Source organism: Erythrobacter sp. S158 (assembly GCF_057364915.1).
Genome location: NZ_CP200279.1, coordinates 1,570,246 through 1,594,761, shown reverse-complemented (window position 1 = coordinate 1,594,761; position 24,516 = coordinate 1,570,246). Strand labels below are relative to the sequence as shown.

24 protein-coding genes are annotated in these 24,516 nt (G+C 59.8%); 19 read left to right on the top strand and 5 right to left on the bottom strand.

Annotated elements, in window-relative coordinates; all coding sequences use genetic code 11:
* The first annotated feature begins 22 nt into the window (after nucleotides 1-22).
* From pgi to gorA, 5 genes are all read left to right on the top strand, one after another.
* A complete protein-coding gene (gene pgi / locus AC0V6T_RS07900) occupies nucleotides 23-1,564 on the top strand; it encodes a glucose-6-phosphate isomerase (protein WP_486125811.1) in 1,542 nt (513 codons plus the stop codon).
* Between the two features lie 325 nt (nucleotides 1,565-1,889).
* On the top strand, nucleotides 1,890-2,312 hold the full coding sequence (locus tag AC0V6T_RS07895; protein WP_486125809.1) for a hypothetical protein: 423 nt from the start codon (nucleotides 1,890-1,892) through the stop codon (nucleotides 2,310-2,312).
* Nucleotides 2,313-2,537: 225 nt separating this feature from the next.
* Entirely contained in the window at nucleotides 2,538-3,992 is a 1,455-nt protein-coding gene (locus AC0V6T_RS07890; RefSeq protein ID WP_486125807.1) for a DEAD/DEAH box helicase, read from the top strand.
* 109 nt (nucleotides 3,993-4,101) lie between these two features.
* Nucleotides 4,102-5,130 carry an SIR2 family protein gene (locus AC0V6T_RS07885; RefSeq protein WP_486125805.1) on the top strand — a complete coding sequence of 343 codons (1,029 nt, stop codon included), beginning with the start codon at nucleotides 4,102-4,104 and terminating at the stop codon, nucleotides 5,128-5,130.
* A gap of 100 nt (nucleotides 5,131-5,230) precedes the next feature.
* Nucleotides 5,231-6,586 (top strand): glutathione-disulfide reductase, encoded by a 1,356-nt coding sequence (gene gorA, locus AC0V6T_RS07880; RefSeq protein WP_486125803.1) that lies wholly within the window; start codon nucleotides 5,231-5,233, stop codon nucleotides 6,584-6,586.
* 2 nt (nucleotides 6,587-6,588) lie between these two features.
* On the opposite strand, the gene AC0V6T_RS07875 is transcribed toward gorA, so the two are convergent.
* Complete coding sequence (locus tag AC0V6T_RS07875; protein WP_486125801.1) at nucleotides 6,589-7,722, bottom strand: NAD(P)/FAD-dependent oxidoreductase; 1,134 nt, start codon at nucleotides 7,720-7,722, stop codon at nucleotides 6,589-6,591.
* A gap of 76 nt (nucleotides 7,723-7,798) precedes the next feature.
* On the opposite strand from AC0V6T_RS07875, the gene AC0V6T_RS07870 reads away from it, so the two are divergent.
* The 14 genes from AC0V6T_RS07870 (at nucleotide 7,799) to AC0V6T_RS07805 (ending at nucleotide 21,492) form a co-directional block, all read left to right on the top strand.
* Nucleotides 7,799-8,824, top strand: coding sequence for an NAD-dependent epimerase/dehydratase family protein (locus AC0V6T_RS07870; RefSeq protein ID WP_486125799.1), 1,026 nt, complete (start codon nucleotides 7,799-7,801; stop codon nucleotides 8,822-8,824).
* 127 nt (nucleotides 8,825-8,951) lie between these two features.
* Nucleotides 8,952-9,581, top strand: coding sequence for a DUF2975 domain-containing protein (locus AC0V6T_RS07865; RefSeq protein ID WP_486125797.1), 630 nt, complete (start codon nucleotides 8,952-8,954; stop codon nucleotides 9,579-9,581).
* Nucleotides 9,581-9,817, top strand: coding sequence for a helix-turn-helix domain-containing protein (locus AC0V6T_RS07860; RefSeq protein WP_007163944.1), 237 nt, complete (start codon nucleotides 9,581-9,583; stop codon nucleotides 9,815-9,817). The genes AC0V6T_RS07865 and AC0V6T_RS07860 overlap by 1 nt, the downstream gene beginning before the upstream one ends.
* A 64-nt stretch (nucleotides 9,818-9,881) precedes the next feature.
* On the top strand, nucleotides 9,882-11,414 hold the full coding sequence (locus AC0V6T_RS07855) for an acyl-CoA carboxylase subunit beta (RefSeq protein ID WP_486125795.1): 1,533 nt from the start codon (nucleotides 9,882-9,884) through the stop codon (nucleotides 11,412-11,414).
* Nucleotides 11,414-11,638 carry a hypothetical protein gene (locus tag AC0V6T_RS07850; protein ID WP_486125793.1) on the top strand — a complete coding sequence of 75 codons (225 nt, stop codon included), beginning with the start codon at nucleotides 11,414-11,416 and terminating at the stop codon, nucleotides 11,636-11,638. Before AC0V6T_RS07855 ends, AC0V6T_RS07850 begins: the two co-directional genes overlap by 1 nt.
* Nucleotides 11,639-11,924: 286 nt before the next feature.
* Nucleotides 11,925-12,365, top strand: coding sequence for a methylmalonyl-CoA epimerase (gene mce, locus AC0V6T_RS07845; RefSeq protein WP_486125791.1), 441 nt, complete (start codon nucleotides 11,925-11,927; stop codon nucleotides 12,363-12,365).
* A 103-nt stretch (nucleotides 12,366-12,468) separates the two neighbouring features.
* Nucleotides 12,469-13,242, top strand: coding sequence for an enoyl-CoA hydratase-related protein (locus AC0V6T_RS07840; RefSeq protein ID WP_486125790.1), 774 nt, complete (start codon nucleotides 12,469-12,471; stop codon nucleotides 13,240-13,242).
* Between the two features lie 108 nt (nucleotides 13,243-13,350).
* On the top strand, nucleotides 13,351-15,612 hold the full coding sequence (gene scpA, locus AC0V6T_RS07835) for a methylmalonyl-CoA mutase (protein WP_486125789.1): 2,262 nt from the start codon (nucleotides 13,351-13,353) through the stop codon (nucleotides 15,610-15,612).
* A gap of 95 nt (nucleotides 15,613-15,707) precedes the next feature.
* On the top strand, nucleotides 15,708-16,454 hold the full coding sequence (locus AC0V6T_RS07830) for an alpha/beta hydrolase (RefSeq protein ID WP_486125788.1): 747 nt from the start codon (nucleotides 15,708-15,710) through the stop codon (nucleotides 16,452-16,454).
* Nucleotides 16,451-17,458 (top strand): biotin synthase BioB, encoded by a 1,008-nt coding sequence (gene bioB, locus AC0V6T_RS07825; RefSeq protein WP_486125786.1) that lies wholly within the window; start codon nucleotides 16,451-16,453, stop codon nucleotides 17,456-17,458. The genes AC0V6T_RS07830 and bioB overlap by 4 nt, the downstream gene beginning before the upstream one ends.
* A 4-nt stretch (nucleotides 17,459-17,462) precedes the next feature.
* Entirely contained in the window at nucleotides 17,463-18,257 is a 795-nt protein-coding gene (locus AC0V6T_RS07820) for a heme-dependent oxidative N-demethylase family protein (RefSeq protein WP_486125784.1), read from the top strand.
* 154 nt (nucleotides 18,258-18,411) lie between these two features.
* Nucleotides 18,412-18,855 carry a hypothetical protein gene (locus AC0V6T_RS07815; protein WP_486125782.1) on the top strand — a complete coding sequence of 148 codons (444 nt, stop codon included), beginning with the start codon at nucleotides 18,412-18,414 and terminating at the stop codon, nucleotides 18,853-18,855.
* A gap of 96 nt (nucleotides 18,856-18,951) precedes the next feature.
* On the top strand, nucleotides 18,952-20,988 hold the full coding sequence (locus AC0V6T_RS07810) for an ATP-binding protein (RefSeq protein WP_486125780.1): 2,037 nt from the start codon (nucleotides 18,952-18,954) through the stop codon (nucleotides 20,986-20,988).
* Between the two features lie 234 nt (nucleotides 20,989-21,222).
* The gene (locus tag AC0V6T_RS07805) at nucleotides 21,223-21,492 is read left to right on the top strand and encodes a hypothetical protein (protein WP_486125778.1); all 270 of its coding nucleotides are present in this window, start codon (nucleotides 21,223-21,225) and stop codon (nucleotides 21,490-21,492) included.
* 1 nt (nucleotide 21,493) lies between these two features.
* Here the strand turns inward: AC0V6T_RS07805 and AC0V6T_RS07800 are convergent, their stop codons facing one another.
* From AC0V6T_RS07800 to AC0V6T_RS07785, 4 genes are read right to left on the bottom strand one after another with little or no spacing between them, the layout of a single operon-like run.
* Nucleotides 21,494-22,042: a phosphotransferase-like protein gene (locus tag AC0V6T_RS07800; RefSeq protein WP_486125776.1), complete on the bottom strand. Its 549-nt coding sequence runs from the start codon at nucleotides 22,040-22,042 to the stop codon at nucleotides 21,494-21,496.
* Nucleotides 22,042-22,812, bottom strand: coding sequence for a cyclase family protein (locus AC0V6T_RS07795; protein ID WP_486125774.1), 771 nt, complete (start codon nucleotides 22,810-22,812; stop codon nucleotides 22,042-22,044). The genes AC0V6T_RS07800 and AC0V6T_RS07795 overlap by 1 nt, the downstream gene beginning before the upstream one ends.
* Complete coding sequence (aroB, locus tag AC0V6T_RS07790) at nucleotides 22,809-23,948, bottom strand: 3-dehydroquinate synthase (protein WP_486125772.1); 1,140 nt, start codon at nucleotides 23,946-23,948, stop codon at nucleotides 22,809-22,811. The genes AC0V6T_RS07795 and aroB overlap by 4 nt, the downstream gene beginning before the upstream one ends.
* Nucleotides 23,939-24,505 (bottom strand): shikimate kinase, encoded by a 567-nt coding sequence (locus AC0V6T_RS07785; protein WP_486125770.1) that lies wholly within the window; start codon nucleotides 24,503-24,505, stop codon nucleotides 23,939-23,941. Before AC0V6T_RS07785 ends, aroB begins: the two co-directional genes overlap by 10 nt.
* Nucleotides 24,506-24,516: the final 11 nt, after the last annotated feature.

Below are 24,516 nucleotides of genomic sequence, written 5' to 3'. Positions count from 1 at the left end.
ACTAGCGAAGGAATTCCTCTCGATGACTGATCAATCGCGTATCGCAGACGCTTGGGAGAGACTATCGGCCTTGCCGACCGAAACGCTCGCGGGTTTATTCGATGCAGATGAGGACCGCGTTGCAAAGCTCAGCCAGCGGCTCAAATTTGATCTTGGCGAGCTTGGCGAGGTCGGCATGCTTCTTGATTGGTCGAAGACCCATTTGAACGACGCGGCGCTCGACGCATTCGAGGAGCTTGCCGAGGCAACCCAATTCGGCGCGGCGCGCGATGCGCTGTTCGATGGCGGGATCGTCAACCCGACCGAAGGACGGCCCGCTACACACGGTGCGATGCGCGGCAGCGGTCGGGAGAGCGATGTAGAGGAAGCCGAGGCGCTGCTCGCGCGCATGGGCATGTTGGTCGAAGCGATCCATCAGGGCGCGCTGGGTGAGATCAAGCACCTGATCCATATCGGCATCGGCGGATCCGCACTTGGCCCGGATCTGGCGGTCGACGCGTTGACCCGCGACCTCAAGCTTGTCGACGTCCATGTCGTCTCGAATATCGACGGTCTCGCGCTTGAACAGGCCTTCGCTGCATGCGACCCGGCGACGACCTTGATTGCAGTGGCATCGAAGACTTTCACCACAACCGAAACGATGACCAATGCCTCAAGCGCGCTCAAGTGGCTCGCGGACAATGGTGTGAGCGACCCCAGTGGCCGTGTGGTCGCGCTGACCGCGAACCCGGAAAAGGCGGTGGAATGGGGTGTCGATGAAACGCGCATCCTGCCTTTCCCCGAAAGCGTGGGCGGGCGCTATTCGCTGTGGTCGAGCATCGGCTTCCCTGTCGCGCTTGCCGTGGGGATGGACGATTTCAGTGCCATGCTGGCCGGTGCGCAAGCCATGGACGCGCACTTTCGTGAGAGCGAGGGCCGGGCCAATGGCCCTCTTCTCGCAGCTTTTGGCGACCTGTATTACACGCGCGTTCGCGGATGCCAGACGCGTGCAGTCTTTGCCTATGACGAGAGGCTGGCTCTGTTCCCGGACTATCTACAGCAGCTTGAGATGGAATCGAACGGGAAGAGCGTCACTGCCGATGGCAAGCCTGTGAACGGTCCAACCGCACCGATCACATGGGGCGGTGTGGGGACCGATGCGCAGCACGCGGTGTTCCAGCTTCTGCATCAGGGCACGCACCTTGTACCCGTCGATTTCATCGCCTCGATTGCTCCGGGTGATGAGCTCGACCCGGCGCATCACTCGAGCCTGCTGATGAATTGCCTTGCGCAAGGGGCAGCGCTGATGGCTGGCAAGACCTCGGACGATCCCGCGCGCAACTATCCCGGCGACCGTCCGAGTGCGATGTTCCTTGTGGATGATCTCGATGCAGCGACCCTGGGCGCGCTCATCGCGTTTCACGAACACCGAACCTTTGCGAATGCGGTGCTGATGGGCATCAATCCGTTCGACCAGTTCGGGGTCGAACTCGGCAAGGCGATGGCGAAAGCAATCGACAGCGGCGAGGGCGAATTCGATGCGAGCACCAAGTCGCTCATGCAGGCTGCAGGGCTCGGCGGATAGCGTTTCGTCGGCGCGGATCTGGCTTCAAGCCTTGTTCAGGTTGGAGCTTCTATTGCTGAACATATTGAAAGGCGGAGCGCCGAGTGTGGCTCCGCTACATCACGCCTGTCACCCGCGCGTCACAAATGACCAAAGCCTTGGCACGATTACGCCGATTCACGACGCTATAAATCAAGCGATGGATTGAAAATTTGCGAGTATGCCTGCTCGCAGCACACTTATTACGCTGCAGCGCAGCATCCGAGTCATATTTGCACTTTCATAAATTCTGCGTATTTTCGCAGCGCCGTCGCAACCCCTTTCCCCTTAACCAAAGGTCCACTTCATGAACCGTCTCCTCGCGCTGTCCGCAGCAACCGCTGCTCTTACACTCACACCTGCAGCGCTCGCGAAGACCGACGGCGATGAAACCGGCGCACAGGTCGCTGCAGCAGCGACCGGTGAAGCAACTCCCGTACGTTTGAAAGAATGGACGGGCGACTGGGAACTGATGAAGACCTCGCGCCGGATGCGTGTGTGGCGCTCGCACCTCGCATATAAGCTCACCGTAGATGCGGCCGGCGAAGTGACGGGATGCGAGATCACCGAACAGTTTCGTATGCGCCGGGTTAGCGACAGGCTTTGCGATGTGCTTAGCGCGCATCACATGTTCGAACCGGCTCATGATGCCTCGGGCACTCCGGTCGAAGGCAGCTACGTTTCGCGCATTTCGTACATGGATGTGCGGGACCGTCTCGAAGCTGAGTGAGCGTCCCGAAAACACTATTCTTTTGACATTTGACCGGTGCGCCCCCATCTGGCGCGCCAAGACGAGGCGCGATTGTGCCAGCGTGAAGCGGCGGCTCTGAAAACACCCGCCCCGGCAGCGCCTCGAACAAACTTCTTACAGCTTCCCAATTCACGCGGGTGGTTATCAACCCCGCGCTCCCGCATGCCCGTTTGGCGTGCGCGTCGCATATTATTGCGAGTCACAATGACCCAGTTTTCCGATCTCGGGCTTTCACAGCCCGTACTCCAGGCTCTTGACCTCAAGGGCTATTCCACTCCCACTCCCATTCAGGAGCAGGCCATTCCGCCTGTTCTCGAAGGGCGCGACCTGCTCGGCATCGCGCAGACCGGCACCGGCAAGACGGCCGCTTTCATGCTTCCGAGCATTGACCGTCTGCGCGAAGCCGATAACCGCATCCCGTTCAAGTCGTGCCGCATGCTGGTGCTTGCGCCCACACGCGAACTCGTCTCGCAGATCGCCGCAAGCGCCAAGGATTATGGCGCGCTTGCCGGTCTCAAGGTTCAGTCGATTGTCGGCGGGACCAGCGTCAACAAAGATCGCAACAAGCTGCACCGCGGCACCGATATCCTGATCGCGACGCCGGGTCGTTTGCTCGATCTGATCGACCAGAAGGCGTTTAACCTCGGCTCGGTCGAAGTGCTCGTTCTCGACGAGGCTGACCAGATGCTCGACCTGGGCTTCGTCCATGCGCTGCGCCGCATCAGCCAGCTGGTGCCCAAAGAACGGCAGACGCTGTTCTTCAGCGCGACCATGCCCAAGGCGATCAAGGAACTCGTCAGCGGCTATTGCAACAACCCGGTGCAGGTCTCCGTCACGCCCGAAAGCACGACCGCTGAACGGATCGACCAGTACCTTTTCATGGTACAACAGGACGAGAAGCAATCGCTGCTCGAACTGATCCTGTCGGGCCGTCACAAGGTGCCTGGCGAGTTTGAGCGTATTCTGATCTTCACCCGCACCAAGCACGGCGCCGACCGCGTCGTGAAGAAGCTGAGCCGCGCCGGTATCCCGGCCAACGCGATTCACGGCAACAAGTCTCAGCCTCAGCGCCAACGCGCTCTGGACGAGTTTCGCCGGGGCAAGACGATGATCCTCGTCGCGACCGATGTTGCGGCGCGCGGGATCGACATTCCTGGCGTTAGTCACGTTCTCAATTACGAGCTGCCCAACGTGCCGGAACAATACGTCCACCGCATCGGTCGCACCGCGCGTGCAGGTAAGGACGGGGTCGCGATCGCGTTCTGCGCCGAAGACGAGCGCGCGTATCTCAAGGATATTCGCAAGACAACTGGTGCAGAACTCGATCGTCTGAGCCTGCCGGAAAACTTCCGTGCCGTGGTCGAAGGGGTTGGCCCGACCAAGCCTGCTCCTCGCGGCGCGACACGTGTTTCAGCAAAGAAGATCAAGCCGAAGCCCGCTGGCGCATCGGCAGGAAAGCCTGCGGATGACGGTTCTTCCAAGCCCAAGAAGCCAGGCGGCAAGCACCCATCGCGCAAAGGTCGGCCTTCAGGTCGCCCGGGCGGAGGCAATCCCAAGGGCAATTCGCGTCGCAGCGGTGGCCCGGGTCGTCGTGGTCGTCGCGGTAAGGGCGGTTCACCGGGCGGTGGCGGCGGACATGCGCGTTCTGCAAATGTCTAAGCCTGTCGATATTCGCGAAAAATCGACAACACGCCTGCTAACCTAAGCGAAAATTAAGCATGCGGCTCCTAACTGGCGGCTCACCGCTAGATAGGAAACCGCGCGCGCAATGATCCGTACCGATACCACCTTGATCATCGGCGCCGGAGCGAATCGCGAGATCGAGATGCCCGATGGGCCTGACCTCCTCGCGAAGATCGCTGCGGGTTACGAGTTCGAGCGGCTCGAATCGGAGGTGAAGTCCCGCGACCTCATCAGTCTCGCCAACCTTTTCGAACAGGTCTCGAATGAGATCGGACTGAGCTATGACGAACTGGTCGCAGGCGCGACCGCAATTCGCGAAGCGACGCTTGTCTCGACATCGATTGATGCGATCCTGGAGCAATATGGCCATGACCCTGCGGTTCTGGCCGCGGGAAAGCTCGCGATCGTCTATTACACCTTGCAGGCGGAATCGAAGTCGACGCTTGCCGCTGCACCGCGCGCTGCCGACGAACTGCCGCTTCGAGGAACCGAGAACTGGCTGTTCCAGCTTGGGCAGTTAATCGTGAAGGGCGTCCCTCGCGCGAAAGCGGAGGAGTGCTTTGAGAAGCTCTCGATCGTCTGCTTCAATTACGACCGAGCGATCGAACATTACCTGCCATGGGTGGTGCAGCGCGCCTTCGGAATGACTTACGAGGAGGCCTGCGAGCTTGTCGCAGGCCGGCTCCGCATTGTTCACCCCTACGGCGTCGCAGGGCGCCTGCCTTGGCAAGGCGATGAGGACAAGAGCGTGGGATGGGGCATTGAGCGGCCCGAGAACATTGTCGGCCTTTCGAAGCGGATCTTCACTGCAAGCCAACGAGGGTCTTCGCGCCAGTTCCAGTCATACCTGCGCGCCGAAATGTCTCGTGGCAAGCGGCTTGGTTTCCTGGGCTTCGGCTTCGATCCGATGAATGTCGCAATGCTGTTCGACGAGCTTGAGCACGACAATCCCGACATGCTGATCAGTCTCGTCGACGTATCAGAAACGCAGCAAAAGGCGATCCTGAGGCTCATTTATCGCCTGACCGGTATCGCCGATGAAAGCCGGATCACTCTTGAGAACATGAAGGCTTTCGAGCTCCTGCGCGACTACGGGCGCTTTCTCGAAAGCTGAGCTTTCTCGCTACAAAGCAGTACGCGTCCATTCGCGAGTAACGCGGTTGCAGCCTTGATCGAACGCAGTCATAGGCACCCGTTATGCGATAGGAGCGAGCATGGCTGACCAGGATTACGACTTCGACCTTTTTACAATCGGCATCGGTTCAGGCGGCACCCGTGCCAGCCGTGTTGCTGCGGCTCATGGCGCCCGCGTAGCGGCTGCAGAAGAGCACCGCGTCGGCGGTACCTGCGTCATTCGCGGATGCGTCCCCAAGAAGATGCTGGTCTATGGCGCACAGTTCGCCGAGGACCTCGAGGACGCGACTCATTTCGGCTGGACCATCGAGGGCAAGAGCTTCGACTGGATCAAGCTACGCGACCACGTGATGAAGGACGTATCGCGCATTGAAAGCGTCTACACCGATACGCTCGACAAGCACGACGTCACCATCTTTCATGAGCGCGCTGAAATTACCGGCGACCATGAGATCACGCTTTCCAGTGGCAAGGTCGTCACCGCCAAGCATATCCTGATCGCGACTGGCGCGTGGCCGCATGTTCCCGAGTTTGAGGGCAGCGAGCATTGCATCACCTCGAACGAGGCATTTCATTTAGACGAGATCCCACCGCGTATATTGATCGCAGGCGGCGGCTATATAGCCAATGAATTTGCCGGTATCTTCAACGAGTTTGGATGCAAGGTGGTCGTTGCGAACCGATCCGATGTTATCCTTCGCCAATATGACTTCGCCCTCCGCGACCGTCTGATGCAAATCTCGATGACCAAGGGGATCGAATTCTGCTTCCACGCAGAATTCGAATACGTGAAGAAAAACGAGGACGGCACCTTCGCGGTCAAGATGACCAATCACGAAGAGCGCGAGTTTGATCTCGTCATGGTTGCGACGGGCCGCGTGCCGAACACCAAAGGTCTCGGTCTTGAAAATGTCGGCGTCGAGCTGGGCGACAAGGGTGAAATCAAGGTCGATGAGTTTTCTAAGACCAATGTCGACTACATCTACGCCGTGGGTGACGTGACCGACCGGGTGCAACTGACCCCTGTGGCAATCCGCGAGGGTCAGGCCTTTGCCGACAGCGTGTTCGGCCCGGGCGAGCCATACAGCGTCGATCATTCCTGCATTCCGAGCGCGGTCTTCAGCCATCCGCCGATCTGCTCGGTCGGTCTGAACGAACGCGAGGCCAAGGATCAATACGGCAAGGTCGCGGTTTACACCTCCGACTTCCGCCCAATGAAAAACGTGGTCGCCAACCGTAATGAGCGTAGTCTCATCAAGATGATCTGCGACGATGCAAATGGGAAGATCCTGGGCATCCACATGATTGGCCCGGACTCGCCCGAGATCATGCAGGCGGCTGCGGTTGCAGTGAAAGCCGGGATGACCAAGGCGGATTTCGACGCGACGACGGCGATCCACCCGACCGTTGCGGAAGAGCTCGTTCTCCTGAGGTAATGTCAGGCGCTGAGCCGGGCAGGGGAGAACAGCGCAGGGGTAAGCCCTTGCGCTGCCAGCTCCCCAGGCCACTCCTCGCCTCGCACCAGAACCTCGCCGATGCGTGAAAGCGCGGGCGAGGTCTGGAAGCCTGCGCCCCCTTGGCCTGCGCACCAGAAAAAGCCGGGCGCGTCCCTTGCAAAGCCCACCACGGGCAATTCGTCGCGGGCGAAGCTGCGCAGGCCAGCCCAAGAATGAGTGATCCGGGCCACCTTCAAGCGGGTCGCCTCCTCGATGCGATGGGCGATGGTCGCGATGTCGAACTCCTCAGGAGCGGCATCGCATGGTTCGCTCGCGCCTTCGTCCATCGGGGAGGCCAGCAATTGCCCTGCGCCTTCGGGCAGCATGTAGAAACCGGCACCTACGGTCTTAACGAACGGCCAGTGCGAAACGTCCGAGCCCTCAGGACCTGAGAAGGATATGACCGTTCGCCTGCGTGGTTCGATGCCGATGGGTCGGGCCCCTATCATCCCGGCGACGGCGTCTGCCCATGCACCAGCTGCGTTAATCAGGATTGGTGCGCTGAAGCTGTCGCCCTCAGTATCAATCACCCAGTCTTCGCCCGCGCGCGCGATCTTACGCACGGCGCTGGAGAATTCGAGGCGACCACCATGCGCCCTGATATCTCGGACATGGCCCTGCAGCATCGCGTCGGCGTCCAGTTTTAGCGAGCCATGGTCGAGGATGGCCGAGTGGCAGTGTTCCGGTCCAATCCTCAATGCGGGCGCGATCTCGGCGGCTTCTTCACCTGAAAGCCGCTCGAAGTCGCAGCCAAAGTCCCGGTGCACTTTCTCCAAGGCGTCGAGCGCGGGCAATTCATCCCTGCTGGCTATGTGCAGAGCGCTGTGCACCTCGGCCGGGCGCGCTCGGTCATCGGTCGGATCCGCTGCCAATTCTTTGAGGCTGAGCGCTGTCAAAGTGCGCACCACCCGCTCGCCAAGGCCGAAATGGGCAAAGGCGACGCTGCGGCCGGATGCGTGATAGCCGGGCGCGCTTTCTGCCTCGACCACCAGGACGTTGGCGCGCCTGGCAAGCCTTGCAGCAAGCGACAGCCCGGCAATCCCGGCGCCGATCACGCAGATGTCGTAATGCGTCATGTCGGCTCACAAAGTTGCAGGTCGAAACGCAAGTGAGTAGCCTCCTTCAAAACACCACAAAGGGAGAGCATTCGCCATGAGCAAGACCGTACTCGTAACCGGGGGAACCGGCTACATCGCAGGCGAATTGATCCGCCAGTTGCTGGCGCGCGACTGGACCGTTCACACCACCGTCCGCATCAAGGCGAACAGCGAGGCGCTGCTGCGCAATCGCCTCGGCAATCCAGGCGAAGACAAGGTCAAGGTTTTCGAGGCAGAGCTTATGTCCGACGATGGCTGGGCAGAGGCGGTTGCCGGGTGCACGCATGTCGCGCACGTCGCGTCTCCCATCGCAGCATCGACCCCGAAGGACGAGAACGAGATGATTGTCCCCGCCCGCGAAGGTACGCTGCGCGCGCTGCGATTTGCGAAGGAGGCGGGGGTCACGCGGTTTGTCCAGACCAGCTCAATGGCAGCGGTCGCATATGGTCGCAGCGACAAGGTCTACACGGTCGATGAGAGCGACTGGACCGACATCACTCACCCGGATGTTTATCCGTACATCAAGTCCAAGACCATTGCAGAGCGCACCGCGCGCGATTGGGTGGCCGAGCACGGTGGCGACATGGAATTCGTCTCGGTCAATCCGTCCATGGTGCTTGGCCCTGTCGACGATCCCGATTTCTCACCATCGGTGGAGGCTGTGCGCCAATTTCTCGCAGGCGATGTGCCGATGGCACCCGACCTTGGCTTTGCAATCGTCGACACGCGCGACACCGCCGAACTGCATGTCAAATGCCTCGAAGAGCCAGGACTTGCGGGAGAGCGTTTTCTCGCAGCCGGCGACTTCTACAAGTTCATCGACGTGGCGAAGATGCTCAAGGACGGTCTGCCACCTGAGCACACGAAGAAGGTGCCGACCAAGGTCATGCCCAACTTCCTCGTGCACATTCTCAGCCTGTTCAACGAAGGCATCCGCTCGATCAAGAGCGAGCTTGGGAAGAGCCGCCATTGCGATACTAGCCATGCGAAGGAGCGGCTCGGATGGGAGACGCGCCCTGCAGAGGAAAGCGTGATCGATTGCGCTAAGAGCCTGATCGAACACGGTGTCGTGAAGGTTTGAACGACTTTTTGGTCAAATTCGCCAAAACGCAAGGCGACATATAATTTACGTAAGACATAAAATATCTATTGCGAATCGTTTCCTTCGCTGTCATTAGGCTGTCCAGGACAGTTTTGGAGGGAAGACGATGAGTGCAGTCTGGACACGCCGCCTGGTTGATATGTTGATCGTGCTGGTCGCGCTTGCGGCGTTGGGGGCGATCCTGAAAGCGGGCGGCGCGATTGCTGAGGGCAAGTTTCACATGGTGAGCTATCCGGCCTCGAGCGAGAACATCCGTATGGAATATCTCGACGAAGAGGGGACCGCCTTCTGGCAATTGAAGGAAGGTACGATCCGCATCGACGATCATGCATGGCTGCGCGCTCTGCGGCTGACGCTTCAGTTCACCTTTCTCGGCCTGTTCGCTGCGAGCCTCGTTTACCTGCGCGGGCTTCTCTCGCGGATCGGCGCGGGCGAGGTGTTCACCGATCGCAACGTCACAAGCCTCAAGCGGATCGGCCAGATCCTGCTGTTCGGGGCGGCGCTTTCGGTAGTGGCAACAATCATTGTCCAGAGCGTCATCATCAACGCGCTGCCCGCGATTGAGGGGCGGGCGATCCATCCCTCGATCAGCTGGGACAAGGATGGGGTCGAGAACATCTGGCTCGAATACAGCCCGCCGATCTCCAGCCTGCTGCTCTCTCTCCTTGCATTCCTCGCGGCAGGAGCTTTCCGATCCGGCCAGCAATTCCGCGAAGACAGCGAAAGCGTGGTCTGATGCCTATCATCACCAACCTCGATGTGATGATGGCCAAGCGCAAGGTCAGTTTGAAGGAACTGGCCGAGCGCATTGGCATTTCGAACACCAATCTGTCGCTCTTGAAGACAGGCAAAGTTCAAGGCGTCCGCTACAAGACGCTCGAGGCAATTTGTCGCGAGCTTGACTGCCAACCCGGCGATATCCTCGAATACCGTGCGCAAGATCAAAGCGACGGCACCGAGGCGAGCGAGTGACGATTGACGTTGGCGTGGTCTGATCGCTAGGCGCTATGCGACTTGTGATCAGGGGCTTTTTTGAATGTCAGCCAATATCGCCGAAATGGAACGCCGCCGTGAAGCCGCTCGCATGGGCGGCGGGCAAAAGCGGATCGACGCGCAGCACGCCAAGGGCAAGCTGACCGCGCGCGAACGGCTCGACGTCCTGCTGGACGAAGGCAGCTTTGAAGAAATCGACACCTATGTCGAACACGATTGCGTCGATTTCGGCATGGAGAAGCAGAAGATTCCCGGCGACGGCGTCGTCACCGGATCGGGCACGATCAACGGCCGCCTCGTCTATGTTTTCAGTCAGGATTTCACCGTCTTCGGCGGCTCGCTGTCGAAGCGCCATGCGGAAAAAATCTGCAAGGTAATGGACACTGCGATGAAGGTCGGCGCACCGGTGATCGGTCTCAACGATTCCGGCGGTGCGCGCATTCAGGAAGGCGTCGCGTCGCTGGGCGGCTATGCCGAGGTCTTCCAGCGCAACGTGCTGGCGAGCGGCGTCATCCCTCAGATCAGCCTCATCATGGGGCCTTGCGCGGGCGGGGCGGTCTATTCGCCTGCGATGACCGACTTCATCTTCATGGTGAAGGACAGCTCCTACATGTTCGTCACCGGGCCGGACGTGGTGAAGACCGTCACGAACGAAGTCGTGACGCAGGAGGAACTGGGCGGCGCAATCACGCACACGACCAAGACCAGCGTTGCCGATGTAGCTTACGAAAACGACGTCGAGACTCTGCTCGCGACGCGCGATTTCTTCAATTACCTGCCGCTGTCGAACCGCGAAGAAGTGCCCGAACTTCCCACGAACGACCCGTGGGACCGCGAGGAGCCGAGCCTCGACACGATCATCCCCGACAACGCCAACCAGCCCTATGACATGCACGAGGTGATCCGAAAGACGCTCGACGAGGGTGACTTCTTCGAGATCCAGCCTGCGCATGCCGCCAACATCATCTGCGGCTTCGGCCGGGTCGAAGGGCGAACGGTAGGCGTGGTCGCGAACCAGCCGATGGTGCTCGCGGGTGTGCTCGATATTGCGTCGTCGAAGAAAGCGGCGCGCTTCGTGCGGTTCTGCGATGCGTTCGAGATCCCGATCGTCACCTTCGTCGATGTCCCCGGCTTCCTCCCCGGCACCGCGCAGGAACTGGGCGGCATCATCAAGCACGGCGCGAAACTGCTCTTCGCCTATGCCGAGGCGACCGTGCCCAAGATCACCGTCATCACCCGCAAGGCCTATGGCGGCGCCTACGACGTGATGGCGTCAAAGCACCTGCGCGGCGACTTGAACTATGCTTGGCCCACAGCAGAGATCGCGGTGATGGGCGCGAAAGGCGCGGTGGAGATCATCTTCCGCCAGGACCGCGACGACCCCGAGAAGATCGCCGAGAAAACCAAGGAATACGAAGAGCGCTTTGCCAATCCGTTTGTGGCGGCGAGCCGTGGCTACATCGACGAAGTGATTCACCCGCACGCGACGCGGCGGAGGGTTGCGCTGGGGCTAAGAAAACTGCGCACTAAGCAGCTGGAGAACCCCTGGAAGAAGCATGATAACATCCCGCTCTAATGGCTGAAGTACTCGCAGCACCCGACTGGGCGATTTGGCTGATCATTGTGATTTTCGGTGGGCAAAGCCTCTACTTTGGCTATTCGAAGAGCTACTTTCGCTCGGTGTTTCCTTTAGGCTTGAAAGTCGTCGATCGAAGCCAAAACCCGTTGGAACACACGTGCGTCACCGTCGCGTTTGCGTTAGTGGCTGTGGCTGGGATTTTGATCCTGGCACTCAAATAGGGATCGAGATGAGATCAGATTGCATTCAAATGATCCCAACAGTTGATGCCTCACGCGCTGCGTGAGTTTTTCTCGGGAGACGCCATTGTTGCTCTCCTCGCCGCTGGAGCAGCCGTAAGTGTGTTTGTCGCCTTCAAAGTCTGGCGCAGTCCGAATTCGTGGCATATCGATGACGAGACGAAGAGGCTGAGCTTTCATGCGTGGCCTCAATTGGCGATGACTGCCGTGTTTGGCGTGGCGTTTGCCGTCCTCACATTTCTGACATTCTGAAATAGGGAAAAGATCGATGAAACTAGGCCGCATGAACCACGTCGGATACGCGGTGCCCTCGATGGAGGAAGCCATCGCGCACTACCGCGACGTAATGGGAGCGACCTCGATCACCGAGCCTCTCGATTTTGAGGAGCAGGGCGTTAAGGTCTGCTTCGTGGACACGCCGACCCATTCAGGGATGGACGGAACGCAGGTCGAACTGATCGAGCCGCTGGACGAGAATTCGCCTATCAACGGCTTCCTCGCGAAGAACCCGCTGGGCGGGCAGCATCATGTCTGCTTCGAAGTGACCGATATCGAGAAAGCGCGCTCAGAATTCGAGGCAATGGGCAAGCGCGTCCTCGGACCGACGCGTATCGGCGCGCACGGAACACCGATCTTCTTCCTTCACCCAAAGGACATGCAGGGCATGCTTACCGAGATCATGGAGACGCCCAAGGACGGCGCTCACTGATCACGCTTTACGTGCCGCGTCGTAGCGGACTTGTCTCAAGCGCCACGTTTGGGCAAAGCGTTGCCAATCGAAACGCAAACCATTTCGCTTGGGAGAGAGACAAGTGACCTATGAAACCATCCGCGTCGAAGCTGACGGCCCGCTGACCACGATCACGCTCAACCGTCCCGATCGCCTCAACGCCATGCCCCCGCAGATGGCGGACGAGATCACGCAGGTGTTCTACGACCTGGGTGACGCGCGCTGCGTGCTGATCACGGGCGAGGGCAAGGGCTTTTGCTCGGGCGCGGATCTTTCGGCTCGCTCGATGGATTCCAAGGGCGGTAGCCACGAGGCTCTGCTTCATCATTACAACCCGGCAATCAATCAATTGCTGCGCGCCGAAGTTCCCGTGATCTGCGCGGTGAACGGCCCGGCGGCTGGCGTCGGGTGCTCGCTCGCACTCGCAGCGGATTTCACCATTGCGGGAAAGAGCGCCTATTTCCTCCAAGCCTTTGTCAATATCGGCCTTGTGCCCGATGGTGGCTCTACTTGGATGCTGGCGCGCGCCATCGGCCGCGCTCGGGCAACCCGCATGATGATGCTGGGCGAAAAGATCGGCGCAGCGCAAGCAGAGGAATGGGGCCTCGTCTACAAATGCGTCGACGACGAATTGCTCATGGACGAAGCACGCGCGCTGGCCGACAAGCTCGCGAATGGTCCGACCGTTTCGTATCGCAATATCAAACGCAACATCATGACCGCGCTCGATGGCGGGTTGAACGATGTGCTGCTGGCGGAGGCCGAAGCTCAGCGTATCGCAGGTGCGTCGGACGATGCCAAGGAAGGTGGCATGGCTTTCCTCGAGAAGCGCAAGGCTGCTTTTACAGGCAAGTAAGCGACTTCAATTTCTGGGGCTCATGCAGGGCCCCGAGACAATCATATTCGCAATCTGGTGCACCCTCGCGCGTTGGCGGGGGTCGCGATTGGTGTATAGGCATCCCTCATGACTGACACGAACGACTCCCGGCCAACCCCCGCCGACTGGAAGGCTCTCGCTGACAAGGAAAGCAAGGGCCGCGATCTCACCTGGCAGACGCCAGAAGGCTTCGAGATCAAGCCGCTCTACACGGCAGAAGACCACGCGGAATTCGATCCCGGCCTCCCTGGCTTCGCTCCGTTCACGCGCGGTGTGAAGGCAAGCATGTATGCCGGGCGCCCATGGACGATCCGGCAGTATGCCGGCTTCTCGACCGCCGAAGAATCGAACGCCTTTTATCGCCGCAACCTTGCGATGGGACAAAAGGGTTTAAGCGTCGCTTTCGACCTCGCCACCCATCGCGGTTACGATTCCGATCACCCCCGTGTTGTCGGCGATGTCGGCAAGGCAGGCGTTGCCATCGACACGGTTGCGGACATGGAGATCCTGTTCGACCAGATCCCGCTCGACACGATGAGCGTCTCGATGACCATGAATGGCGCGGTGATCCCGGTGCTCGCTTTCTACATCGTTGCGGCTGAGCGTTCGGGCGTTTCGCAGGACAAGCTCTCGGGGACCATCCAGAACGACATCCTCAAAGAGTTCATGGTCCGCAACACCTACATCTATCCGCCTGAGCCGAGCATGCGGATTGTGTCCGATATCATCGCTTATACCTCAGCCAACATGCCGAAATTCAACAGCATTTCGATTAGCGGCTATCACATGCACGAAGCCGGGGCGACGGCGGTGCAGGAGCTGGCTTTCACCATCGCTGACGGCAAAGAATATGCCGTGCGCGCGATGGAGACAGGGCTCGATATCGATGCGTTTGCGGGGCGCCTGTCGTTCTTCTTTGGCATCGGCATGAACTTCTTCATGGAGATCGCCAAGCTGCGCGCCGCTCGTACCCTCTGGTACCGCGTGATGGACGGGCTGGGTGCGAAGAGCGAGCGTTCGAAGATGCTGCGCACGCATTGCCAGACGAGTGGTGTGAGCTTGCAGGAGCAAGACCCCTACAACAATGTCATCCGCACCACGATCGAGGCGATGGCGGCGACGCTGGGTGGTACGCAGAGCCTGCACACCAACGCGCTCGACGAAGCCATCGCGCTACCTACCGATTTCTCTGCACGCATTGCGCGCAACACGCAGCTGGTGCTGCAGGAAGAAAGCGGCATCACGAACGTTGTCGATCCTCTCGGCGGCTCGCATTACATCGAAGCGTTGACCGCGACGCTCGTTGCAGAGGCTGAAAAGCTGATCGCCGAGGTCGACGAAGCTGACGGCATGACCGCCTATGTTGCGACCGGCGCTCCCAAGGCGGCGATCGAGCGTGCTGCTGCGGAGAAGCAGACCATGGTCGATCAGGGCGAGACCGTGATCGTTGGCGTCAACAAGTACCGCAAGGATGAAGAAGACCCGATCGACACCCTCGACATCGACAATGCGAAGGTCCGCAAGAGCCAGATCGCGCGGATCGAGAAGGTGCGCGCGGGCCGCGATGAGGCTGCATGCCAGGCGGCGCTCAAGGCGCTGACCGAAGCTGCTCAAGCCGATCCGACGACACACCGTGCGGCAATCCTGACAGGCCGCGACGAGAACGACATCCCGCTTCCGCCCTCAAAGATTGCAGAACTTGAAAAGCAAGCCGATGTGAACTTGCTGGGCAGGGCGGTCGAGGCGGCACGCCACGATGCGACCTTGGGCGAAATATCTGCAGCCATGGAAGCTGCCTTCGGGCGCCACGAAGCGACGCCTGAGCCGGTAAGCGGTGTTTACAAAAGCGCCTACGAATTCGACCGCCGCTGGGCACAAGTAACTGAGGGCGTCGACGCGGTTGAGCGCCGTCTTGGTCGCAAGCCACGAATCATGGTCGCCAAAATGGGCCAGGACGGGCACGATCGCGGTGCGAATGTTATTGCCAGCGCCTTTTCGGACATGGGCTTTGAGGTTGTTTCCGGCCCGCTGTTCCAGACGCCCGAAGAAACCTGCCAGATGGCGCTCGACAAGCAGGTCGACATCGTCGGTGCGTCTAGCCTCGCAGCCGGGCACAAGACCCTGATCCCCGAGCTGATCCGCTTGCTCAAAGAGGCAGGGCGGGCAGATATCAAGGTCACCGCAGGCGGCGTCATCCCGCCGCAAGATTACGACTTCCTCCGCGAGGCCGGCGTTCAAGGGATCTACGGGCCCGGTTCGAACGTGGTCGAGTGCGCTGCGGACATCCTTACGCTTCTCGGCCATAACATGCCGCCACTCGGCGAAGGGCTGGACGAGGCTGCGGAGTGAGACTTGGCTGCGTTGCGGCACTCGCCGCGCTATTGATCGCAAGCCCGGCCTACGCTGAGGAGCCAGCGCCCATTTCGTTGGGCGAGTCGTATGCGGTGACCACTCACGAAGCCGACCGGCGGATCAATGTCCTGCTTCCGCTCGATTACGATGAAGGCGACAGGGAATACTCGCTTATTGTCGTTCTGGACGGTGGCGAGCGACAGGACCTTTATCTGGCGCACGGCATCCACAGCTGGAACCAACTTTGGGGGCGTAGCCAGCCTGCGATTATTGTCGGTATCGAGACAGTCGACCGCCAACGCGAGTTGCTGCCTCCCACAAAATCTGTTGAAGAACGCGAGCGCTATCCGACCGCAGGCGAGGCTCAAAGCTTTCGTCGATGGCTGATTGAAGATGTCATGCCCATGATCCGGGCGCGTTATCGGGACAATGGCACCGCGATCCTCGTTGGCGAAAGTGCCGCAGGGCATTTCGTGGCCGAAACATGGATCACGGCGCCCAGTGCGTTTGATGGATACGCGGCGCTCTCGCCGAGCTTGCAATGGGACAACCAAAGCCTTTCGCACAGGCTATCCGGCGAGCGTCCTGTCGAACGGCCTCCGATTTTCTTGTCGCTAGCCGATGAAGGCGGCGCGACTGAAGAAGGGGCGCTGCGTTTCGTTAGCGAAGCGGGGGATGCACTCTGTTTTGCGGATCGGCGCGATAGTCACGTACGCCACGCGAACGCGATGCATCAGCTTCTTGCCGAGGCGCTCCAGTTCTTGTTGCCTACTAAGGCCGACTGGCTCGAAGAATATGGCTTCGTTGTCGAATGCAGCGAAGTGGGAGAAGATGAATGACGACTTTGCGCACCGACTGGACCCGCGAAGAGATTGCGGACCTGTTCGACCTTCCTTTCACCGAACTGCTTTTTCGTGCGGCCAGCGTTCACCGTGAAAATCATCCGCCAGAGCAGATCCAGCTTTGCACGCTGCTGAGCATCAAAACTGGCGGTTGTCCTGAGGACTGCGGTTACTGCTCGCAAAGCGTAAAGGCTGACAGCGGTGTCGAAGCGACCAAACTGATGGACGTGCAGGCGGTGCTTCAACGCGCCGCGCAGGCGAAGGATGCAGGCTCTCAGCGCTTCTGCATGGGCGCAGCCTGGCGCAATCCGAAGGACCGCGACATGCCCAAGATCGTCGAGATCGTTAAAGGCGTGCGCGACATGGGACTTGAGACGTGCATGACGCTTGGCATGCTCGAGCCGCATCAGGCCGACATGCTCGCCGAAGCTGGCCTCGATTATTACAACCACAACATCGACAGCAGCCCGGAGTATTACGAGCGGGTGATCTCGACGCGCGATTTTCAGTGCCGCCTTGATACGCTCGATCATGTGCGCACAGCTGGCATCAATGTTTGCAGCGGAGGAATTGTGGGGATGGGTGAAACGCGCGAGGATCGCGTGGGGTTCGTCCACACGCTCGCGACGCTGCCCGAGCATCCCGAAAGCGTGCCGGTGAATGCGCTCGTGCCGGTGAAGGGCACGGTGCTGGGCGATATGCTCGCAGATACGCCGATGGCGAAGATCGACGACATTGAGTTTGTCCGCACGGTGGCGGTGGCTCGCATCACGATGCCGATGAGCATGGTGCGCCTATCAGCTGGACGAGAAAGCATGAGCGAGGCGACGCAGGCGCTGTGTTTCTTTGCGGGCGCGAACTCGATTTTCACAGGCGACAAGCTGCTGACCGCTCCCAATGCTGGCGATGACAGCGACGGCGCACTCTTCGCCAAGCTTGGCCTCACATCCCTTCAGGGCGACGAGCCAGCGCGCGCCTGCAAGGTTAGCGAACCGGCATAGGCCCATGTCGCTCGGTTTCTCCGTCAATTCGCTTCTTCCGCGAGCGCGCGGGGGAGGGCAGTTGCGGATGGGGCTGGTTCGCCTCGCTGAGGAAGATTGGCTTCAGCCCGATCCGGACCTTGAAGCGAGGCGTAAAGCTTTCGCCGATTGGCCCGAAGGCATGCAAATGACACCTCAGGTCGACGAGCCAGGGCACGAACTTGCTGCTCTCGTTGGTCTAAACGGTGGTCTTCCTGAAGCCGCAATGGGGTCACATGAAGACATGTGCCTCCTGACCAAGCGCGAGGGCGACGATCAGTATCGATTGATCGGCGCTGCGGTTGCGTGGCCCTCGGACTGGCACCCCAAAGACAAGATTGGCCTTCCTTTGCGTGCGCTTCACGCGCCGATCGCCGGGTATGAGGAGCAACTCGCCACTGGGGTCGATCGCTTCATGGAGACGCTGAAACCCGGCGCAATCTATGGCCGCTGCAACTGGTTCATTGCGGCAACCGGCGACAAACGTTGGATTGAGGCGCGCCCTGCGGCTGAGGCGTTTGCGCATGTCACGCCAGAAAATGCAGGCGAAACCCTGTTCGTGCGTTCTGAGCGACAAACACTGCGAAGGCTCCCCCGAACAGGCGCAATTCTGTTCACGATCGGCATCTATATTGAACCGCTGGCAGCGCTTTCGACTGAGAACCGTGAGCGGCTGGCTGAGGCGGCGCAAAGCCTCGTTGCGGGCGAAGGCGACAGGCGCGGCGCTCCCGCCTACGCTGAGGCCTTGATTCAATACGCCGCCCGGATCGCGCAAATCTGATCACTGCGCCGCTTAAAACCGCTCGCTTGAGAGCGTTCAGCGCCCTCTAAAGATTGACGCTTTCCTACAAGCGCATGCCTTTTGTTGGCCTTTTTTCGGGATTAGCCTCGAAAACAGGGTCGCATGGATTGGGATCGATTGGGGGAAAACAATCATGCGTATTTTACTGGCGGGTGCTGCCGCTCTTGCGGTTCCGTTTGCAGCCGCGCCTGCGATGGCAGAGGCACACATGGATGCGGTTGAACCGGAACTTGCGAAGAAGGACTGGTACAGCGTCGTCTTCTTCAAGTTTCATCCCGGCAAGATGCAGGAAGCGATGAAGCTGATCGAGGCTTTCGTGAAAGTCGATGAAGCGCTTGGCCGCGATGGTCCGATGGCGCTGCACATGGACACAGGCGAATGGGACATGGTCGTCGCCTTCAAGATGGAAGACGGCATCGCTTCGATGGGATGGGAGAACAATCCACGCAACGAGGAATGGAACGCCGAGCTCGCGCGTCAGTTGGGCGGCGAGGAAGCGGTTGCCGCCCACTGGGCCAAGTACATGGCCACGGTCGACCGATCGCAGAACCATATCGGTCACATCGACCTCGACTGACGCAGCGACACCGACCTTACCCACACAAGGCAGGTTGATACGGGCCTTCGGGAGCGGCATAGGCGTTGCAACGCTTTACCGCCCACGGAGGCCCGTTTGTTTTCGAAAATCCTGATTGCCAATCGCGGCGAGATTGCCTGCCGCGTCATTCAGACCGCTCGCAAGATGGGGATCGCAACCGTCGCGGTGTACTCCGATGCCGACCGCAACGCGCCGTTTGTGCGCATGGCGGATGAGGCGGTGCATATCGGACCTTCGCCAGCGGCCGAGAGCTATCTGATCCCTGAAAAGATCATCGCGGCGTGCAAGGAAACGGGCGCCGAGGCGGTCCATCCCGGCTATGGCTTCCTCTCCGAACGCGCGAGCTTCGTGGAGGCACTCGAGGCGGAGAACATTGCTTTCATCGGTCCGCCCGCAGGCGCTATTGCCGCGATGGGCGACAAGATTGAATCCAAGAAACTGGCCGAGAAGGCGGGCGTCAATGTTGTGCCCGGACATATCGGCGAAATCCGCGACACCGAGCATGCGGTCGAGATTTCCAACGGTATCGGCTACCCGGTGATGATGAAGGCCTCCGCTGGCGGCGGGGGCAAAGGTATGCGTCTAGCGTGGTCTGAAAAGGACGTGCGCGAAGGGTTTGACGCCACGAAGCGCGAAGGCCTCAATTCGTTCGGCGACGACCGTGTCTTCATCGAGAAGTTCATCGAGAACCCGCGCCACATCGAGATCCAGATCCTCGGCGATAAGCACGGCACCATCCTTTATCTGAACGAGCGCGAATGCTCGATCCAGCGACGCCACCAGAAGGTTGTCGAGGAGGCTCCGTCCCCCTTCGTGACCGAGAAGATGCGCAAGGCCATGGGTGAGCAATGCGTCGCTCTGGCGCGCGCTGTGGATTATCACTCCGCCGGTACGGTCGAGTTGATCGTCAGCGGTGCGGACAAGACCGGAGAGAGCTTTTACTTCCTCGAAATGAACACGCGCCTGCAGGTCGAGCATCCCGTGACCGAGGCGATCACCGGGGTCGATCTGGTCGAACAGATGATCCGCGTTGCGGCAGGCGAAAAGCTAGAGCTTACTCAGGATGATATCGGGATCGACGGCTGGTCAATCGAGAACCGCGTTTATGCCGAAGACCCCTATCGCGGGTTCCTCCCTTCGACAGGTCGCCTGATCGAATATTCGCCCAGCGTCCCCGGCTGGACGGATGATGGCGAGGTCGCAGGAAAACCGCGCCGGGGTGTGGCGAGGGGCGTAGGCAGCGTGCGCGTCGATGACGGCGTGTTCGAAGGCGGTGAGGTGTCGATGTTCTACGACCCCATGATCGCCAAGCTGATCACATGGGCTCCGACACGCGAGCAGGCTGCCGACTTGCAGATCGAAGCGCTCGATCGTTTCCGGATCAAGGGGCTGGGCCACAATGTCGACTTCCTGTCGGCGATCATGCAGCACCCGCGCTTCCGATCCGGCGAACTGACGACCGGCTTCATCGCGGAGGAGTATCCCGAAGGCTTCGAGGGCGCTCCAGCAAGCGAAGAATGGCTACGCCAGCTGGCCGGGCTGTTCGCAGGAGCAGAATTTACGCAGCAGGTGCGCGCCCGGCGGATCTCGGGTCAGCTGAACGGCACCGACAACCCGCCATCGCACTGGATGGTGAAGATCGGCGGCCAGACCTTTGACGTCATGCTCGAAGAGGGCGGGGCAACGGTCGATGGCCAGCGTTTAAACGGAACCTGGGATTGGGAGGTCGGTGAGACCTTCGCAAACGTCACCGGCGAAAACGAGATGGTCCTGCAGATCGAGCGCGTCGGCGTTCGCTGGAGGATAACGACGCGCGGCGCTTCTCACGAGGCGCTCGTACTCCCCGCAAGGCTTGCTGAACACGAAAGCCGCATGATCGAGAAAGAGCCGCCAGATCTTTCCAAGATGCTTATTTGCCCGATGCCCGGAATGCTGGTGAAGCTGCATGTCGGGGAAGGTGAGGAAGTCCAGCCCGGCCAACCGCTTGCTACGGTTGAGGCGATGAAGATGGAGAACATCCTACGCGCCGAGAAGGAAGGCAAAATTGCCAAGATCAATGCATCGGAAGGCGAAAGCCTGGCAGTTGACGCAGTGATTCTCGAACTCGAATGAAGTGATGTGGGCCGATGGCTGGCTCACAATCTAAGAGCTTCGAGTAACTTTCTTCTTGCAAGGCATTCTATTCGTTCGAAGTTTTTGTACCGATCCAACGAATTTTGCTTTTTGAGAGATTATTAAGCTTAACAAGCTGGCGCATCGTAGCCTCTTCAGGGACGATATTGTGTGTCGGGTCGGGCTCTCCAATTCGACCGTGATCCGCAATTTCGCATTTTGAGGGGAATTGTTGTGGCAAAAAAAGGCACTGGCTACTTCGATCGTAGGGGCCATTTCTTTAAATCGGCGCGCGAAGCGACCGAAAGCGATCTTGCAGCGATGCTCGGTCAGATTGGCGATGGCGAGAGTCTTGCCCCAGGCATTGCACACTCGATCCTAGAAAACCGGGCGGAAATCGAGCGCCTGTTTGCCGAGCATGACGTGATGATCGAAAGCGACGGCTCGAACGTGGTAAAAGTCGCGCCGAAGGTGACTAAGCTGCCAGAACGCACGGCCAGCTAGGTCAGGTCGCGATCCGGTTCAGAAGAAGCGCGGCTAGCTCGTGCGCAGAGCCTGAGCTCGTGTCTATTACTTCATCGTAGTCGATGCCGTCGTGCAGATGGGTTAATTGTTCTTGTCCCAGCCCGATCAGGCGGTCGCCGCGCGCTTTCTCACGTGCCTCCACGACGTCCAATGGTGCATGGACCTTCACGACAATCAAATCGTTATCGACCAATCCATCGCGATAATCGCGCACCTCTCTCGCGTGGCAAACTTCGTCGACGATCATGTCGAGCCGCCTGTCTGCGGCATTGAAGACGAATTGGCGCATGACGCTCATCAATGCTTCGCCGCGCGGGCCGTTGATGATGCGCGGGAGAGGCGAGCGCTCGCCTGGAATTTTCTGCACCTCAAACCATTCCGGCCTGAATTCATGACCATTCGGCAGAAACGAAATAAACGCGTCCATTTCTATGTGGAGGAGAGTCCGATCCGCTTTCTCCTGAATTGCGCGCGCCAGTGACGACTTGCCGGCGCTGCTAACCCCGTTGAGGATGATGATGCGGGCCATCAGTCCTCGATTATGGCGACCGCGCGAATCCAGCCAGCGCTAGCCCGCTCGATCTTCACTGGAAAGCAGCTGAACGTGAAGCCATGTGCTGGAAGGTTTTCCAGATTGGTGAGCTTTTCGATCTGATAGTAGGGACGGATACGGCCCGCCTTGTGTCCTTCCCAAATAATCGAAGGATCGCGGTTCTCCGCCCAACGGCGAGCCGTGTGGCTGAAGGGTGCGTCCCAGCTCCATGCGTCGGTTCCAACTACCTCGACCCCGCGCTCGGTCAGCCAAAGCGTTGCTTCTGCGCCTAGCCCGACGCCCTGATCGGTGAAGTTGTCCGTGCCATAGACTGCGCCCGACTGAACGAGGACGATGTCCAGGGGGTGCACCTCGTATCCGATCTTGGCGAAGGCTTCCTCGACTTCGGCCGCGCTCACGACATGGCCGTGAGGTAAGTGCGAGAAATCAAGCTTCACGCCCGGGCGCAGGAATTGGTCCAGCGGCGCTTCGTCGATACTGGGCGCGGGTTTTGCGCCCGCGTCGGTCGTCGAATGGTAGTGCCACGGCGCGTCCATGTGCGTGCCGTTATGCGTCGACAGCTCCAGCATCTCGACCGCCCAGCCTTCGCCATCGGGCAGATCGTCTTGCTCAAGGCCCGGGAAGAACATCGCGATCTGTTCCCACGTATGTTCGTGGGTCATGTACGTGACCTTGGGCCGCATCACCTCTGGATCGGAAATCACGTCATTGGTGATCGGGATCGAGAGGTCGATGAAACGGGTCATGCGGGCACTTCGAGCTGTTCATCCAGAAACGCGGCGACATCGCCCAGATCGACGTCTCTGGCCATGTAAGCTTCGCCCAAACCCTTGAGAAGAAGGAAGGGCAGCGTTCCCGCGGCTTCCATTTTCTTGTCGTGGCGCATGTGATCGACGAGACGTTTGCCGTCGCATTTCATGTCGAGGTTCGCGATCTCGGAGGGCAATCCCGAGTCCGCAATCGCTAGCGCAGCACGCTCAGCGGCCGCAGCCGCTAGCTCACCCCGCCGCGCCGAATAGCGCGCGGCGAGCACCATTCCGAGTGCAACCGCCTCCCCATGGAGCAGCCTATCCGAAAAACCGGTCTCAGCCTCAAGCGCATGTCCAAATGTGTGCCCGAGATTGAGCAGGGCGCGCCTGCCTGAGGTTTCGCGCTCGTCTTCGGCGACAATCCGTGCCTTGGCCTCGATACTGGTCGCAACGGCGTGTGTGAGCGCTTCGCGATTTCGGGCGAGCACATCGGCACCGTTGGATTCGAGCCATGCGAAGAATGTCTCGTCGCCGAGCAGTCCGTATTTGAGCACTTCGGCGTAGCCCGTGCGCATTTCGCGATCAGGCAACGTGTCGAGCGTCTGCGTGTCGGCCAGAACCAGTGACGGCTGATGGAATGCGCCGATCAAATTCTTGCCGGACCGGGTGTTGATTGCAGTCTTGCCGCCAACCGAACTGTCGACTTGCGACAATAATGTGGTCGGCAATTGCACAAATCCGCAACCGCGCTTGAGGATGGCGCAGGCAAAGCCGACCAGATCGCCGACGACGCCTCCGCCAAGCGCGAATACATGGTCAGAGCGCGTAATGCCGAGGTCGAGAAGCCAGTCGGTCAATCGCTCCAGGCTCTCCCAGCTTTTCGAGCCTTCACCCGGCGTGACATCGTACCATGCGATTTCGTACCCATCGCTTGCGAGCGAGCGGGCGAGGCGCTCTCCATGATGTTTGCGTGCGTTTACGTCCGCGACGATTGGCACCTTGCGACCGGCATAGGGTTCGAGAAATGGCCGAGCCTGTACAACGATGTCGTCGAGCAGCCCGCGTCCCACCAGCACGTCGTAGGAACGACCGCCAAGCTCCACTCGGATAGCAGTCGGAGTTGTCAGAGCCATTCGTCTATTGCCTCGATAATTGCGCGAGCGGTGTCCTTGTGCGGGCCATCTTCGCTCAGCACGCGAACCTGTGCCTGTTTGTAGAAGGGCTCACGCTTGGAAAACAGGTCGCTCAGGATTTGTTTTGGGTCGCCCTGGCGCAACAGAGGACGCGTATTTCGGCGGGATGTACGCTCAACGAGCGTGTCGATATCGCAGTCGATCCAGACCGCAATGGCCTGCTCGAGAATGAGGGCCCGCGTTTCAGAATCGACAAATGCGCCACCGCCGGTTGCGATGACGCCGTGGTTCTCCTCTATCAGCCGCGCAATAACGCGCCGCTCACCGTCGCGGAAATAGGCTTCGCCGAACTCGTCGAAGATTTCCGGGATGGACCTCTGCGCGGCTTCCTCAATCGCGTCGTCGGCATCGACAAAGTCGCGCCTGAGCATACTAGACAAACGCCTTCCTACCGTTGATTTGCCAGCCCCCATCAAACCAACCAGCACAATCGGCTTATCGATTGTGCGAGCGATCCGGGCAATCTCGCTGTTGGTGAGGGCGGTATCAGCAGTCATTGCGAGCAGGC

Bases quoted from the DNA above. Each gene is read 5' to 3' on its own strand.
- AC0V6T_RS07795 (WP_486125774.1), bottom strand. From the start codon at position 22,812: ATGACCCGTTTCATCGACCTCTCGATCCCGATCACCAATGACGTGATT.
- AC0V6T_RS07885 (WP_486125805.1), top strand. From the start codon at position 4,102: ATGATCCGTACCGATACCACCTTGATCATCGGCGCCGGAGCGAATCGC.
- AC0V6T_RS07890 (WP_486125807.1), top strand. From the start codon at position 2,538: ATGACCCAGTTTTCCGATCTCGGGCTTTCACAGCCCGTACTCCAGGCT.
- AC0V6T_RS07815 (WP_486125782.1), top strand. From the start codon at position 18,412: ATGCGTATTTTACTGGCGGGTGCTGCCGCTCTTGCGGTTCCGTTTGCA.
- AC0V6T_RS07785 (WP_486125770.1), bottom strand. From the start codon at position 24,505: ATGACTGCTGATACCGCCCTCACCAACAGCGAGATTGCCCGGATCGCT.
- AC0V6T_RS07870 (WP_486125799.1), top strand. From the start codon at position 7,799: ATGAGCAAGACCGTACTCGTAACCGGGGGAACCGGCTACATCGCAGGC.
- pgi (WP_486125811.1), top strand. From the start codon at position 23: ATGACTGATCAATCGCGTATCGCAGACGCTTGGGAGAGACTATCGGCC.
- AC0V6T_RS07820 (WP_486125784.1), top strand. From the start codon at position 17,463: ATGTCGCTCGGTTTCTCCGTCAATTCGCTTCTTCCGCGAGCGCGCGGG.
- mce (WP_486125791.1), top strand. From the start codon at position 11,925: ATGAAACTAGGCCGCATGAACCACGTCGGATACGCGGTGCCCTCGATG.
- AC0V6T_RS07855 (WP_486125795.1), top strand. From the start codon at position 9,882: ATGTCAGCCAATATCGCCGAAATGGAACGCCGCCGTGAAGCCGCTCGC.
- bioB (WP_486125786.1), top strand. From the start codon at position 16,451: ATGACGACTTTGCGCACCGACTGGACCCGCGAAGAGATTGCGGACCTG.
- AC0V6T_RS07800 (WP_486125776.1), bottom strand. From the start codon at position 22,042: ATGGCCCGCATCATCATCCTCAACGGGGTTAGCAGCGCCGGCAAGTCG.
- AC0V6T_RS07850 (WP_486125793.1), top strand. From the start codon at position 11,414: ATGGCTGAAGTACTCGCAGCACCCGACTGGGCGATTTGGCTGATCATT.
- AC0V6T_RS07865 (WP_486125797.1), top strand. From the start codon at position 8,952: ATGAGTGCAGTCTGGACACGCCGCCTGGTTGATATGTTGATCGTGCTG.
- gorA (WP_486125803.1), top strand. From the start codon at position 5,231: ATGGCTGACCAGGATTACGACTTCGACCTTTTTACAATCGGCATCGGT.
- AC0V6T_RS07895 (WP_486125809.1), top strand. From the start codon at position 1,890: ATGAACCGTCTCCTCGCGCTGTCCGCAGCAACCGCTGCTCTTACACTC.
- AC0V6T_RS07875 (WP_486125801.1), bottom strand. From the start codon at position 7,722: ATGACGCATTACGACATCTGCGTGATCGGCGCCGGGATTGCCGGGCTG.
- scpA (WP_486125789.1), top strand. From the start codon at position 13,351: ATGACTGACACGAACGACTCCCGGCCAACCCCCGCCGACTGGAAGGCT.
- aroB (WP_486125772.1), bottom strand. From the start codon at position 23,948: ATGGCTCTGACAACTCCGACTGCTATCCGAGTGGAGCTTGGCGGTCGT.
- AC0V6T_RS07860 (WP_007163944.1), top strand. From the start codon at position 9,581: ATGCCTATCATCACCAACCTCGATGTGATGATGGCCAAGCGCAAGGTC.